Here is a 14228-nt window from a genome sequence, read left to right on the forward strand (position 1 = left end):
TTGTTGTTCCTGCGGGGCGGGTTTCAGATGGGTAAACCTTTTTCGCGCAGCACGGCGTCGAAGCGTTCGGGGTCGGCTGTGCCGGTGCGGTTGGTTTCGCGGATCTTTGCTTCCTTCGCCAGATGCGCGCGGGTCTTGGCCAGCACATCGGCGGCGTGCTCGGCGGGAATGGCGATCACGCCGTCGGCGTCGCCCACGACCAGATCGCCGGGCATCACCACCAGGCCGGCGCACGACACGGGAATGTTCACTTCGCCCGGGCCGTCCTTGCTTGGGCCGCGGTGCGTGTGGCCCTTGGCAAAGATCGGCATGCCGTCTTCGGCCCATTCGCACAGGTCGCGCACGGCGCCGTCGATGACCAGGCCGCCAAGCTTCTTGGCCACGCAGGTGGTGCGCATCAGGCCGCCGACCAGCGCCTGCGAGACATCGCCGCCGCCGTCGATGACCAGCACGTCGCCGGGCTCGACCATCATCAGCGCCTTGTGGATCATCAGGTTGTCGCCGGGCCGCACGCGCACCGTGACGGCCGGGCCGCACAGCACGGTGTCGAGGCGCTGGTGGTATTGGCGCAGGCCCACGGTGCCGACATTGCGGCTCATCGAATCGCCAATCGCCGCGACCGGCATCTCGCGGAAGGCGGCGACGGTTTCGGCGTCTGGCCCCGCGGCGCGCGGGTTGATGCGATAGCCCGCGGGCCAGGATTTGTGGTCGCTCATGCGATGCTCCGTTCGTTCTGGGAAAGCACCTGCGGGTTCACGCAGGAAAGGGGATCAGGGTGGCGGCCGGCGAGGAAGCCCAGCACGTTGTGCGCCGCGCCCGTGGCCATGCCTTCAAGCGCCGCGGGCGTCGAGCCGCCGACATGCGGAGTCAGCACGACGTTGGGCAGTGCGGCCAGCGCGCTGCCTGCGGGCAGCGGCTCGACGGCCATGGTGTCCAGGCCTGCGGCAAACAGCGCACCCGAGCGCAGCGCGTCGATCAGCGCTGGCTCGTCGATGACTTCGCCGCGTGCGGTGTTGACCACAATCGCGCCGCGCGGCAGCAACGCCAGGCGCTGCGCATCGAGCAGGCCGCGCGTGTGCGCGTTCAGCGGGATGTGCAGGCTCAGCACATCGGATTGCGGCAGCAGCGCTTCCAGCGATGCGTGCAGCACCACGCCCTCGACGGGGCAGGGGCCGCGCAGGGCGGGATCGAAGGCATGCACCTGCATGCCCAGCGCCCGCGCCACGCTGGCCACGCGCTGGCCGATCTGGCCGAAGCCGACCAGGCCCAGGCGCCGGCCCGACAGCTGCAGGCCGTCCTGCGCACGGGTCCAGCGGCCCGCGCGCAGCTCGCCGTCCATCCAGGCGAGCTTGCGCGCCGCGGCCAGCATCAGGCCCAGCGTCAGTTCGGCCACCGACTGCGCATTGGCGCCCGGCGTCACATAGACCGGAATGCCCGCCGCAGTGGCCGCGGCCACATCGATGTTGGGCACGCCCACGCCATGCTTGGAGATCACCTTGAGCGTGGGGCAGGAACGGATCGCGGCGCCCGAGAGTTCGACGGTGCGCGAGATGACCGCGTCGACAGGCTCGCGCGCCAGGATGCCTTCGACTTCGGCGGCGCTGTTGCCATCGCGCAGGAAGAGCACGCGGCAGCCCGCGTGTTCCAGGATGCGCAGGCCCGCAGGTGCCAGGCTGGTGGCGGTGACAAGAATCGTGAATGGCATGTTGTCTCGTGTTGGTTCCCGATGAAGACGCATTCTGCGCAGCGGCATTCATTCGGTCCATTCGATAATGTTCATTCATTCATTTCTTTTGGTAATTGAACGAGGCCTGCCATGGACTTGCATCTGCGCGATCTGCGCTACTTTGAAACCGCGGCCGAACTGGGGCATTTCGGCCAGGCCGCGGAGCAGCTCGCGCGCAGCCAGCCCGCGCTCACCAAATGCATCCAGCGGCTCGAAGATGCGTTCGGCAGCCCGCTGTTCGAGCGCGACGGCCGCGGCGTCAAGCTCACGCCCGTGGGCGAGATGCTGCTGGCGCGCGCGCGCCTGCTGCGCAACACCGCCGACGAACTGGTGCGCCAGGTCAATGAATTCGCGCAGGGCCATGCGGGCCATGTGCGCGTGGGCAGCGGGCCCGTGGCCGCCGACCACCTGCTGCCGCAGCTGTGCAGCCTGGCGCTCGCGGACGGCCACAGGAACACGCTCGCCATCGTGGTCGGGCCCAGCTGGGAGTTGCGCGAGCAGCTGCGCGAAGGCCGCATCGACCTGCTGATCGGGCTGACGATAGAGGGCGATCCAACGACGATTTCCTATCCCATCATGGAGGACGTGGTGGTCGTTGCCGCCAGCCGCACGCACCCGGTGTTCGACGAGCCGCGCATCACCATGCAGACGCTGCTGGACTATGAATGGGCCTTGCCCGCGCCCAACATTCCCAGCCGCGCCTGGCTGGACATGGCGTTTTCCAACAAGGGCCTGGCCACGCCCAGCGTGCAGATCGAGGCCAGCTCGATTGCGCTGCTGCCGCGCATGATCGCCAGCACCCATCTGCTGAGTTTCGTCTCGCGCCATACCTTGGAGCTGCACCGCGGCGACCAGCTCAAGGAGGTGCCCCTCAAAGCCACGACGCTGCGGCGCAAGCTGGGCGTCACGGTGCGTGCGAATGGTGAATTGTCTCCTGCCGCGCGGCGCATCGTGGGCCTGCTGCGCGGGGAGGCCGGCTCAGGCACGGCGCCGCGTTCGCAGCGCGGCCGCTGATCAGGTGCTCCGGCCTGGTGCCGCGCGCCGCGAGAGACAATGCAATGCACCACAGGACTTTCTTGTCCAGACCCAGGAGACCCGATGAGCGTTCCCCAGATCCGCATTCCCGCCATCTACATGCGCGGCGGCACCAGCAAGGGCGTGTTCTTTCGCCTGCACGACCTGCCGCTCAGCGCGCAGCAGCCCGGCGCCGCGCGCGATGCCATCCTGCTGCGCACGCTTGGCAGCCCCGATCCCTATGGCAAGCAGATCGACGGCATGGGCAATGCTTCTTCCAGCACCAGCAAGGCAGTGATTCTTTCGGCCAGCACGCGGCCGGGCCATGATGTCGACTATCTGTTTGGCCAGGTGTCCATCGACCAGCCATTTGTCGACTGGAGCGGCAATTGCGGCAATCTCTCGGCTGCCGTCGGGCCGTGCGCCATTCAGATGGGACTGATTGACGCAGCGCGCCTGCCGCGCGACGGCACGTTCACGGTGCGCATCTGGCAGGCGAATATCGGCAAGACCATCGTTGCCCATGTGCCGATCACCAACGGCCAGGTGCAGGAAACCGGCGATTTCGAGCTCGATGGCGTGGCGTTTCCAGCGGCCGAAGTGGCGCTCGAGTTTCTCGACCCGGCCGACGAAGGCGGGCAGGGCGGCGCGATGTTCCCCACGGGCAATGTGGTCGATGAACTCGAGGTGCCCGGCGTGGGCCGCGTGGCCGCGACGCTGATCAATGCCGGCATTCCCACCATCTTTCTCGATGCGCGCGACCTGGGCTACACCGGCTGCGAACTGCAGCAGGACATCAATGCCGACCCCGGGGCATTGGCGCGCTTCGAGGCGATACGCGCCCAGGGCGCGCTGCGCATGGGCCTGATCCAGTCGCTGGCCGAGGCGGCGCTGCGCCAGCACACGCCCAAGATCGCGTTTGTCGCGCCGGCCGCGGGCTATACCGCGTCAAGCGGCAAGCGCATCGAGCCCGGCGATGTCGATCTGCTGGTGCGCGCGCTGTCGATGGGCCAGCTGCACCACGCGATGATGGGCACGGCTGCCGTGGCCATAGGTACGGCGGCGGCTATCCCGGGCACGCTGGTGAATCTGGCCGCGGGTGGCGGCGAGCGCGCCGCGGTGCGCTTTGGCCATCCCTCGGGCACGCTGCGCGTGGGCGCCGAGGCGCGCGAGGTCGATGGCCAGTGGCAGGTGACCAAGGCCTTGATGAGCCGCAGCGCGCGCATCCTGATGGAAGGCTGGGTGCGGGTGCCGGGCGATTGCTTCTGAGATCCCAGTGATTGCCCGCGCAGCCTAGAACACGCCCATGGCCAAACCCGCCGCCATGGCTTCTCCCAGCGCTCGGCATTGCGCCAGGTCGGTGGCGGCAATCTGCTTCGTCGCGAGAATCGCTTCGGGCGTCTGTGCATGCGTGCAGACGATCAGCGGCTCGGCCACGGGCTTGAGGCGCCAGCCGGTGGCAATGCGCGCGATCTGGCGCGCGGCGTTCTGGCCGTCGCTGCCGGCGCAGACCAGGCTTGCATAGGGCCGGCCGTTGATGCGCTCCAACGCGCCGTAGTAGCTGCGGTCGAAGAAATCCTTGAGTTGCCCGCTGATGGCGGCCAGGTTTTCGGGCGTGGCGAAAAGATAGCCATCGGCCGCCAGCACGTCGCCTGCTCCGGCCTCGCGCGCATGCAGCAAGCGCACGTCGACGCTGCCCTCGGCGGCGGCGCCGTCCTTCGCGGCCTGCGCCATCTGGCGCGTGCCGTCGGTGAGCGAGTGGTAGACGATCAACAGGGTTTTGCGCGGCATGGGCCAAGCATAGCGCGCGAAAGTGTGCGCTTTCGCGCAATGAGGAAATGCCGAAAATGCAAACCGTTCGCAAAGTGCAAGCCGCTGTAACGTGGACGGCGGCTGACCGGATGGGTCGATGGATCCGGCTTAGCATGGCCGGCTTCTGTCACGACCATGGAGCAAGAATGATTTGGGAAAACAAGATCCGTACCGCACTCGGCATGGTGGCCCTGTCCGCACTCGCAGCCTGCGGCGGCGGTGGCGATGGTGATGGAACCGACGAGAGCGCGAGCGGATCCACCCCGGTGGCCACGGCCGAAGGGCTCTACACCGGCACGACCGACATCGGCCAGAGCATGACCGGGCTGATGCTCGACAACGGCAACTACTGGGTGCTGTATTCCGAGCCGAACAACAGCGCGGCGGTGGGCGGCGTGATCCAGGGCACGAGCAACTCCAGCAGCGGCACCTTTACTTCCTCCGATGGCCGGGATTTCAACTTCGAGGGCCTGGGCATCAACAATGTGTCGATCGCCGGCACCTACGCGGCAGGGCAGTCGATTGCCGGCAAGCTGGACTACGGCCGCGGCCAGCCGACGGCCTTCACCGGCACCTATGACGCGCGCTATACCCAGCCGGCAACGCTGGCTGCCATTGCCGGCAGCTACAGCGGCCAGTCGGCCACGGCGGGAGAGAACGAGCCTGCCAGCTTCACCGTGTCCCCGACAGGAAGCGTGAGCGGCGTGGGCGCCACCGGCTGCCGTTTCACCGGCAACGTGTCGCCACGCGGCACGGTGGCGGTCTACGACCTGAGCCTGTCGTTCCTGGGCGGCATCTGCGAGCAGGGCTCGGCCACGATCAATGGCGTGGCCTATCTCGATGCCGACGGCAAGCGACTGTTTGCCGCGGCGCTGGACGCATCGCGCAGTAACGGCGCGGTCTTCGTCGGCGCGAAGGAAGCTGCGGCCACCAATGGCGGCAGCCACATCCAGTAACGCGGGCGCGAATGGCGGGCGGCAGCCTATGCCAGCGGGATCGGCTCGCCGTTGACCGCCCAGCTCACGCCGAAGCGGTCCGTGAGCATGCCGAAGGTCTTGGCCCAGAACGCGGGCGCGAGCGCCATCGTGACCTGTCCGCCTTCGGCGAGCGCCGCAAATGCCGCTTCGGCCTGCGCCGTGGTGTCGTACTGCAATGCCAGCATCGCGCCTTCGATGCCCTTGAACGGCACGCCGGGCGGCACGTCGCCCGCAAACAGCATCGCGCCGCCGGGCAGCTCCAGGCAGGCATGCATGATGCCGTCGCCCGAGGGCTGGGGCTGACCGCCACAGCCGTCGGCCGCGCTGCCTTCGGGGGGCGCGGGCATATCGGCATGGCGCAGCATGGCCTGGATCTTCGCGCCCAGCGCTTGCTCATAGAACGCAAATGCTTTCCGGGTCGTGCCCGCGAAGCTCAGGTAGGGGGTGAGGGTGGTGGCCATGCAGTGCTCCTGGGTGGGTTGAAGGCGTTGGCATGAAGTGCAGGCGCGGGCAGACCTGTCATTGTCCACTGCCGCCTGGCTTTTGCAATCCCGGGCCACTCCGGCTGAGCACCGTCCACACCGGCGGCGTACGCGTGCAGGCGCCACGGGCACGAATGCCCTGCCGGCATCCTGCCCCTGTCGCCATTTCTCAGGTGCGCTGCGAATCCAGCTGCTCGCCGTTCCTGGCCACTTCCTGTGCCTTGGCGTAGCTCTCGATCAATAGCTGGTACGGGGGAAACACCGCGCTGTAGGCCTCAGCCCATTGCAGCGCATCCTCGCGGTTCCAGGTCTTTTGCACCTCGGAGCACACGGCGGCGGTATCCATCGGCACCACACCGGCCTGAACAATCCGCGCGAGCGTGATTTCCTGTGCCATCTTCGAGTACGTGCCCGAGGCATCGATGACGGCGAAGACCTGGTAGCCGTCGTGCACCGCCGCGATGCTCGGAAATGCCATGCACACGCTGGTGATGGTGCCGGCGATGATGAGCTGCCTGCGGCCCGTGGCCTTGACCGCGGCGACGAATTCGGGGTTGTCCCAGGCGTTGATTTCACCCTTGCGCGCCACGTATTGCGCATGGGGCGCGTATTTGTGGATCTCGGGAATCAGCGGCCCATTGGGCCCCTGGGGCACGGAGGCCGTGGTGATGACCGGGATTTTGGCCAGGCTCGCGACCTTGGCCAGCGTGGTGGCGTTGCTGCGCACCTCGGTGAAGGGCATGTCCTTGATGGTCTGGAACAGACCGCTCTGATGGTCGATCAGCAGCATCGCGGCATTGTCTGGATCGATGATCGGGCGAGCGCCGTTGAAGTTGGCGATGGTGTTCGGTGTGCTCATGGTCTATCTCCTTGGCTTGCAGAAATGCCCGAAGCGGGCGGGTGGGACGCAGGCGTGTCCCCGGTGCGGCGGAACCGAACCGCAGCCTGCGTCGGAAAAGGCATGCAGGCGTCCACTTGGAAGGTGGGCTGGCGCTCAAGCGGGCATCTGGCCAAAGCGTCCGCTGTTGAAGTCGCCCATGGCCTGCCGGATTTCGGCTTCACTGTTCATCACGAACGGGCCATAGCCCACAACCGGCTCGTCGATTGGCGCGCCGGACAGCCACAGCACGGTGGCATCGCTGCTGGCCTCGATCTCCACTGCGCTGCCGGCGCGGTCAAGATGAAGCAATTGCCCTTCGCCCGCCGCGGTGCCGTTGACCAGCACCGTGCCATGCAGCACCACCAGCGCGAGCGTGTGACCTTCGTGCGCTGCGAACCGGCCCACGCGGCCCTGGCGGATGCGCAAGTCCCAGACGTCCATTGCCGTGAAGGTGCGCGCCGGACCCTGATTCCCATCGAACGCTCCGGCGATCACGCGCACGCGGCCCGCGCCCTCGGGCAGATCCACCGAAGGGATGTCCGCATCCAGCAGCGTCTGGTAACCGGGCTCGGCCATCTTGTCCTTTGCCGGCAGGTTGACCCAGAGCTGCACCATCTCGATGGTGCCGCCGCGCTCGGTGAAGGCCTTCGAGTGGAACTCCTCGTGCAATATGCCGGCGCCAGCGGTCATCCATTGCACATCGCCCGGGCCTATCCGTCCGCCCGCTCCGGTGGAATCGCGGTGCTCGAGTTCGCCCTGGAACACAATCGTCACGGTCTCGAAGCCGCGGTGCGGATGCTGGCCTACACCGCGCGGACGCACCGCGGGCTCGAAGGACGTTGGCGCCGCGTGGTCGAGCAGCAGGAACGGGCTCAGGTGCCTGCCCAGATCGTTGTAGCCGAACAGGGAGCGCACCGGGAAGCCATCGCCCACCCAATGCGGACGCGGGGCGCTGTAGATACCGAGCACTTTCTTCATGTTCATCTCCTTGCATTGCCGAGACAAAGGTCTTGGCCTATGGATAGAGAATATGATTTGAACGATGAATGCGGTAGAGGCCAATTTTTGGCTTCAGCGTTCCATTTGAAGAACGATAGGTTTTTGCTGATGAGAGACCTGAACGATCTCTATTACTACGTGCAAGTAGTGGACCATGGTGGTTTCGCGCCCGCGGGCCGGGCCCTGGGCATGCCCAAATCCAAGCTGAGCCGGCGCATCGCGCTGCTCGAAGAGCGCCTGGGCACACGCCTGATCCAGCGCTCAACGCGGCGCTTTGCCGTCACCGAGACGGGTCAGACCTACTATGGCCACTGCAAGGCGATGTTGGTCGAGGCCGATGCCGCCGACGAGGCCGTCGCGCTCACGCACGCCGAGCCGCGCGGCATCGTGCGCATGGCCTGTCCGGTGGCGTTGCTCGATGCGCGCATCGCCCAAATGCTGGCGGCGTTCATGGCCGCGCACCCACGCGTTGAGATCCACCTCGAAGAAACCAACCGGCGCGTGGACGTGGTGGGCGAAGGCATCGATGTGGCGATCCGCGTGCGGCCTGCGCCGCTAGAAGACAGTGAGCTGGTGATGCGCGTGCTCGCCGAGCGCGGGCAATGTCTGGTGGCGAGTCCCACGCTGCTGGCCGGAGGCGTTCCTCAGGTGCCCGCCGATCTGGCCGGTTTGCCGAGCATGGACCTGGGGCTGCCGCAGCATGAGCACGTATGGAATCTGTTCGGCCCCGATGGCGCGCAAGCGGCCATCCGCCACAAGCCGCGCCTGATCACGCGCGACATGCTGGCGCTGCGCGCGGCGGCCGTGGAAGGGGTGGGTGTGGTGCAGTTGCCGATGATGATGGTGCGCGAGCAGATCGAACGCGGTGAGCTGGTGCACGTGATTCCGGGCTGGGCGCCGCGCAGCGAGATCATCCATGCCGTGTTCGCCTCGCGCCGAGGCCTGCTGCCGGCCGTGCGGGCGCTCGTGGACTTCCTGGTGGTGCGTTTCGAGGCGTTGCAGGAGGATTGATGCGCTTGCATCGACGCCCGGCTCGCGGTCATCGACATCATGAACTGCGGTGCGCGCGCTTGCACCGGGTTCGGATCAACGGCTAGCGGCTCGTCATCCGCCGCATCTCAAGCCAGACGCAAAAAAGCCATCCCGAAGGATGGCTTTTGTTGCTTGATATTGCTATCAAATTTTGGTGCCGGAGAGATGAATCGAACACCCGACCTTCTCATTACGAATGAGCTGCTCTACCGACTGAGCTACACCGGCTGAAGAATTAAATTATATACCAGAATGATAGCTGGTCACGCGATCGACTTCATTTTTTGAGCCAAGAATCACGCTGACGCGTTCATGCAGCTGCGTGGGCTTGATGTCGAGGATGCGTTGCTTGCCGTTGGTGGCCGCGCCGCCCGCCTGCTCGATCAGCCAGCTCATGGGGTTGGCTTCGTACAGCAGGCGCAGCTTGCCGGGCTTGTTGGGCTCGCGCTGGTCCCAGGGGTACATGAAGATGCCGCCGCGCATGAGGATGCGGTGCACGTCGGCCACCATCGAGGCGATCCAGCGCATGTTGAAGTTCTTGCCGCGCGGGCCGTCCTCGCCGGCCAGGCATTCGTCGACGTAGCGCTTGATGGGGGCGTCCCAGTGGCGCATGTTCGACATGTTGATCGCGAATTCCTTGGTGTCTTCCGGGATGCGGATGTTCTCGCGCACCAGCACGAACGAACCCTGCTCGCGGTCGAGGGTGAACATCGCCACGCCGTCGCCCACCGTCAGCACCAGCGTGGTCTGGGGGCCGTAGATGCAGTAGCCCGCGGCAACCTGCTCGGCGCCGCGCTGGAAGAAGTCTTCGTCATGCACGCCGGGATGGCCCTCGGGCTTCTTGAGCACGCTGAAGATCGTGCCGATCGAGACATTGACATCGATGTTCGACGAGCCGTCGAGCGGATCGAACATCAGCAGGTATTCGCCCTGCGGGTAGCGGTTGGGCACCACGTAGATGCCTTCCATTTCCTCGGAGGCCATGGCCGCGAGGTGGCCGCCCCATTCGTTGGCTTCGATCAGCACTTCATTGGCAATGATGTCGAGCTTCTTTTGCACTTCGCCCTGCACGTTCTCGGAGCCGGCCGAGCCCATGACATCGCCGAGCTCGCCCTTGTTGACGGCAAAGCTGATGCGCTTGCAGGCGCGTCCGACGACTTCGAGCAGCAGGCGCAGCTGCGGCGGGATGCGGCCGTCGACGCGTTGCTGCTCGACGAGATAGCGGGTGAAACTGGGACGTTTGCTCATGGCGGGAATCCTTGGGATATCAAAAAGGGGGAGGGCAGATGCCGCAAAAAACCCGGACGCCGGCCTTTCCGCCTGCGCCCGGGCGATGGCTTGCGGTCAGTCCGCCAAAGCGCGGGTCACGACCTCGCGGACATCGTTGCTGAGGTCCGGGCGCGCGGCCACGCGCGCGATCGCCTCGCGCGCGGCGCTGCGGTAGGGCTCGGCCAGCTTCTTCCAGCGGTCGAGGGCGCGCGCCAGGCGCGCCGCGACCTGTGGGTTGATGGCGTCGAGCTCGAGCACGCGTTCGCACCAGAAGCGGTAGCCGCCGGCATCGGCGCGGTGGAACGCGCCGGGATTGCCGTTGCAGAAGCTGAAGATCACGCTGCGGGCGCGGTTCGGGTTCTGCAGCTGGAAGTCCGGATGCAGCATCAACTGCTTGACGGCGGGCAGGATCTGGCCGCCGCGGTCGGTGGCCCCGGCCTGCAGCGCAAACCACTTGTCCAGCACCAGCGCTTCGCCCTTGAACAGCGCGTGAAAGCGCGCCAGCGCGTCGTTGGCCAGCGGGTGGCCGCTGTTGACCAGTGCCGACAGCGCGTTGAAGCGGTCGGTCATGTTGCCTGCGTCCTTGAACGCCTGGTAGGCGCGGCCCGGCCACACGGCATCGCCGCTGCGGCGCGCGTCAAGGCACAGCATGTGCAGCGCCATGCCGGTCAGCGCGCGCCGGCCCGACGAGACCGGATCGGGGCGGTAGGCGCCCGAGTCGCGGTGGTTTTCCCAAGCCCAGGCCCAGTCGCCCTGCAGCGCCGCGGCCAGCTGCTGGCGCAGGGTCTCGCGCACCGCGTGCACGCGCTGCGGGTCGACGACTTCGAGCTGCTCGGACAGATAGCTTTCCGAGGGCAGGGTCAGCACCAGTTCCTTGTAGGCCGCGTCCAGCGTGGGATGGCGCAGCACCTCGCGCATGGCTTGCGCGAAGCGCTCTGGCAGCAGGTTCTCGGCGATCTCGCCGTTGGCGTCGACGATGACCGCCGGGTTGTTGATCGCGCCCAGGGCAATGCGCTGGGCCAGTTGCTGTCCGGCTTCCCAGCGGTTGAACGCATCGCTGTCCTGCGCCAGCAGCGTCAGCAGCGCGTCTTCGCTGTAGTCGTAATGCAGCGCGACCGGCGCGGTGAAGCCGCGCAGCAGCGAGGGCACGGGCTCCAGCGCCACGTTGCTGAACTGGAACGACTGCTCGGCTTCGCTCAGCACCAGCAGGGAGCTGGCGGCGGGGCTGCGGGCCACGCCCGCGGCATCGAGCAGCTGCACGGTCTGCGCTTGCCCGTCCTCGGTCAGCAGGCCGACTTCGACGGGAATCACGAACGGCAGCTTCTCGGGTTGGCCGGGCGTGGGCGCGCAGCTCTGGCGCAGCGTCAGCGTATAGGTCTGGGCGGCGGCGTCATAGCTGCCGCTGGCCGCGACCTGGGGCGTGCCGGCCTGGCTGTACCAGCGCTTGAACTGCTCCAGGCGCTGGCTCAGTTCGCTGCCGGGGTTGGCGTCGGCAATGGCCTGGGCGAAATCGTCGCAGGTCACGGCCTGGCCGTCGTGGCGCTCGAAATACAGCGCCATGCCCTTGGCAAAGCCTTCGCGGCCGACCAGCGTGTGCATCATGCGCACGACCTCCGCACCCTTCTCGTAGATCGTGACGGTGTAGAAGTTGTTGATCTCGAGGTAGCTGTCGGGGCGCACCGGGTGCGCCATCGGGCCCGCGTCCTCGGCGAACTGCACGGTGCGCAGCACGCGCACGTCCTCGATGCGCTTGACGGCGCGCGCCGAGGGCGTGCCGGCCAGGTCCATGCTGAATTCCTGGTCGCGAAAGACCGTGAGGCCTTCCTTGAGGCTCAGCTGGAACCAGTCGCGGCAGGTGATGCGGTTGCCGGTCCAGTTGTGGAAGTACTCATGGCCGACCACGCTCTCGATGTTCGCGTAGTCGACATCGGTGGCCGTGGCCTGGTTCGCCAGCACATACTTCGTGTTGAAGATGTTCAGGCCCTTGTTCTCCATCGCGCCCATGTTGAAGTCGCTGGTGGCGACGATCATGAAGCGGTCGAGGTCCAGCGGCAGGCCGAAGCGCGCTTCGTCCCAGGCCACGCTGGCCATCAGCGAGTTCATCGCATGTTCGGTTTTCTCGAGGTCGCCAGGGCGCACGAAGACCTGCAGCAGATGCTCCTTGCCGGCGCGGCTGGTGATGCGCTGCTCGCGCGCCACCAACTGGCCCGCGACCAGCGCGAACAGGTAGCTGGGCTTGCGGTGCGGATCGACCCACTTCGCGAAGTGCCGGCCCTCGTTGCCCGCGCCGGCCAGATCGCCGCTGTCGACCAGGTTGCCGTTCGACAGCAGCACCGGGAACTGCGCCTTGTCGGCGCGCAGCGTCACGGTATACATCGCCATGACGTCGGGGCGGTCGAGGAAGTAGGTGATGCGCCGGAAGCCCTCGGCTTCACACTGCGTGAAGAACGTGCCCTCGCTCACATACAGGCCCATCAGCTTGGTGTTCTTGACCGGCGAGCAGGTGGTGAAGATCTCCAGCTCGACGGGCTCCTCGCCCGCGGGCAGGTTCTCGAGCACCAGCGCGCTGCCATCCATCTTGAATGACGTGCCGCCGCCGTTGACCATCACGCGCGCGAGATTCAACTCGTCACCGTCGAGACGCAGGGCCTGGGCCGGCACGCCGGGGTTGCGGCGCACGCGCATGCGGTTGAGCACGCGGGTCTTGGCCGGGTCGAGATCGAAAGTCAGGTCCACCGTGTCGATCCACCAGGCAGGGGCCTGGTAGTCGGCACGTTGGGTCGGTTTCGCTTGTCCTTCACGCAGCATGATGTTCCTCCCTTAGATGCCTTGCTTGAGCGAGGCTTCGATGAACGCGTCGAGGTCGCCGTCGAGCACTTTCTGCGTCGCGGAGATTTCAACGTTGGTGCGCAGGTCCTTGATGCGGCTGTTGTCCAGCACATACGAACGGATCTGATGGCCCCAGCCGACGTCGGTCTTGGTGTCTTCGAGCTTTTGCTGCTCTTCCATGCGTTTGCGCATCTCGAAGTCGTAGAGGCGCGAGCGCAGACGTTGCCAGGCCACGTCGCGATTGCTGTGCTGGCTGCGGCCGTCTTGGCATTGCACCACGATGCCGGTCGGGATGTGTGTCAGACGCACTGCCGAGTCGGTCTTGTTGATGTGCTGGCCGCCCGCGCCCGAGGCGCGGTAGGTGTCGGTGCGCACGTCCGACGGGTTGATCGTGATCTCGATCGAGTCGTCGATCTCGGGATACACGAACAGCGAGGCAAAGCTGGTGTGGCGGCCGCCCGAGGAGTCGAACGGGCTCTTGCGCACCAGGCGGTGCACGCCGGTTTCGGTGCGCAGCAGGCCGAACGCGTACTCGCCTTCGACGCGGATGGTCGCGCTCTTGATGCCGGCAACGTCGCCTGGCGTTTCTTCCTGGACTTCGGTCTTGAAGCCCTTGCGCTCGGCGTACTTGAGGTACTGGCGCAGCAGCATGCTGGCCCAGTCGCAGGCTTCGGTGCCACCGGCGCCGGCCTGGATGTCGATGAAGCAGTTCAGCGGATCGGCCTCATGGCGGAACATGCGGCGGAATTCGAGTTCCTCCACCAGCGGGCGCAGCTTCTCGGTTTCGGCTTCGATCGTGCGCAGGCCGTCCTCGTCGTCCTCCTCGCGGCTCATCTCGAACAGCTCGGTGTTGTCGGCGAGTTCGTTGGCGAGCTTTTCCAGCGTCAGCACGACGCCGTCCAGCGACTTCTTTTCCTTGCCCAGTTCCTGCGCCTTCTTCGGATCATTCCAGACGGCGGGGTCTTCGAGCGAGGCGTTGACGGTTCTCAGGCGTTCGTATTTGGCATCGTAGTCAAAGATACCTCCGTAGATCTGCCGCGCGCTGCGTCAGATCTTCGAGGGTGTTGCCGATGAGGTTGATGCGTTCTGCTTCCATGATGCGTCCTGTGTGTTCTTGAGAATGAATCGGCGATTTTCTCATGCACAGGGCATGGTTCGGCGCAAAGCCCCGGGAGCGGGACATTTATGCGGGAAAAAACGCGGGGCGC

General features: G+C 66.2%; 13 protein-coding genes and 1 tRNA gene. 4 read left to right on the plus strand and 10 right to left on the minus strand.

What is annotated here, in order from left to right:
- Positions 1 to 23: 23 nt before the first annotated feature.
- Positions 24 to 716: an RraA family protein gene (locus HUK68_RS08005; RefSeq protein ID WP_175503711.1), complete on the minus strand. Its 693-nt coding sequence runs from the start codon at positions 714 to 716 to the stop codon at positions 24 to 26.
- Entirely contained in the window at positions 713 to 1705 is a 993-nt protein-coding gene (locus tag HUK68_RS08010; protein ID WP_175503712.1) for a hydroxyacid dehydrogenase, read from the minus strand. Before HUK68_RS08010 ends, HUK68_RS08005 begins: the two co-directional genes overlap by 4 nt.
- 111 nt (positions 1706 to 1816) lie before the next feature.
- On the opposite strand from HUK68_RS08010, the gene HUK68_RS08015 reads away from it, so the two are divergent.
- Together HUK68_RS08015 and prpF are read left to right on the plus strand one after the other, a co-directional pair.
- Entirely contained in the window at positions 1817 to 2740 is a 924-nt protein-coding gene (locus HUK68_RS08015) for a LysR family transcriptional regulator (protein ID WP_175503713.1), read from the plus strand.
- Between the two features lie 84 nt (positions 2741 to 2824).
- The gene (prpF, locus tag HUK68_RS08020; RefSeq protein ID WP_175503714.1) at positions 2825 to 4009 is read left to right on the plus strand and encodes a 2-methylaconitate cis-trans isomerase PrpF; all 1185 of its coding nucleotides are present in this window, start codon (positions 2825 to 2827) and stop codon (positions 4007 to 4009) included.
- Between the two features lie 24 nt (positions 4010 to 4033).
- On the opposite strand, the gene HUK68_RS08025 is transcribed toward prpF, so the two are convergent.
- Positions 4034 to 4531: a flavodoxin family protein gene (locus HUK68_RS08025; RefSeq protein ID WP_175503715.1), complete on the minus strand. Its 498-nt coding sequence runs from the start codon at positions 4529 to 4531 to the stop codon at positions 4034 to 4036.
- Positions 4532 to 4698: 167 nt separating this feature from the next.
- Here HUK68_RS08025 and HUK68_RS08030 point away from each other — a divergent pair, with 167 nt between their 5' ends.
- Positions 4699 to 5508 (plus strand): hypothetical protein, encoded by an 810-nt coding sequence (locus HUK68_RS08030; RefSeq protein WP_175503716.1) that lies wholly within the window; start codon positions 4699 to 4701, stop codon positions 5506 to 5508.
- A 26-nt stretch (positions 5509 to 5534) separates the two neighbouring features.
- Here HUK68_RS08030 and HUK68_RS08035 read toward each other — a convergent pair whose 3' ends face one another.
- The 3 genes from HUK68_RS08035 to HUK68_RS08045 all read right to left on the minus strand — a co-directional run bounded on the left by HUK68_RS08035 (position 5535) and on the right by HUK68_RS08045 (position 7869).
- Positions 5535 to 5990 carry a VOC family protein gene (locus HUK68_RS08035; RefSeq protein ID WP_175503717.1) on the minus strand — a complete coding sequence of 152 codons (456 nt, stop codon included), beginning with the start codon at positions 5988 to 5990 and terminating at the stop codon, positions 5535 to 5537.
- A gap of 190 nt (positions 5991 to 6180) precedes the next feature.
- A complete protein-coding gene (locus tag HUK68_RS08040) occupies positions 6181 to 6870 on the minus strand; it encodes a hydrolase (RefSeq protein WP_175503718.1) in 690 nt (229 codons plus the stop codon).
- Between the two features lie 135 nt (positions 6871 to 7005).
- Positions 7006 to 7869 carry a pirin family protein gene (locus HUK68_RS08045; RefSeq protein WP_175503719.1) on the minus strand — a complete coding sequence of 288 codons (864 nt, stop codon included), beginning with the start codon at positions 7867 to 7869 and terminating at the stop codon, positions 7006 to 7008.
- 129 nt (positions 7870 to 7998) lie between these two features.
- Here HUK68_RS08045 and HUK68_RS08050 point away from each other — a divergent pair, with 129 nt between their 5' ends.
- Positions 7999 to 8901: a LysR family transcriptional regulator gene (locus tag HUK68_RS08050; protein ID WP_175503720.1), complete on the plus strand. Its 903-nt coding sequence runs from the start codon at positions 7999 to 8001 to the stop codon at positions 8899 to 8901.
- Between the two features lie 173 nt (positions 8902 to 9074).
- On the opposite strand, the gene HUK68_RS08055 is transcribed toward HUK68_RS08050, so the two are convergent.
- The 4 genes from HUK68_RS08055 to prfB all read right to left on the minus strand — a co-directional run bounded on the left by HUK68_RS08055 (position 9075) and on the right by prfB (position 14116).
- Positions 9075 to 9150: transfer RNA gene (locus HUK68_RS08055), tRNA-Thr, on the minus strand.
- 12 nt (positions 9151 to 9162) lie between these two features.
- Positions 9163 to 10170, minus strand: coding sequence for a class 1 fructose-bisphosphatase (locus HUK68_RS08060; protein WP_175503721.1), 1008 nt, complete (start codon positions 10168 to 10170; stop codon positions 9163 to 9165).
- 96 nt (positions 10171 to 10266) lie between these two features.
- The gene (pepN, locus tag HUK68_RS08065) at positions 10267 to 12999 is read right to left on the minus strand and encodes an aminopeptidase N (protein ID WP_175503722.1); all 2733 of its coding nucleotides are present in this window, start codon (positions 12997 to 12999) and stop codon (positions 10267 to 10269) included.
- Between the two features lie 12 nt (positions 13000 to 13011).
- Positions 13012 to 14116 (minus strand): peptide chain release factor 2 gene (gene prfB / locus HUK68_RS08070; protein WP_175503723.1). Its coding sequence is split into 2 segments (ribosomal slippage): positions 13012 to 14034 and positions 14036 to 14116, totalling 1104 coding nucleotides; the frame shifts between segments, so codons are not numbered across the junction.
- Positions 14117 to 14228: the final 112 nt, after the last annotated feature.

It is taken from the genome of Comamonas antarctica (assembly GCF_013363755.1).
GTDB lineage: Bacteria > Pseudomonadota > Gammaproteobacteria > Burkholderiales > Burkholderiaceae_C > Comamonas > Comamonas antarctica.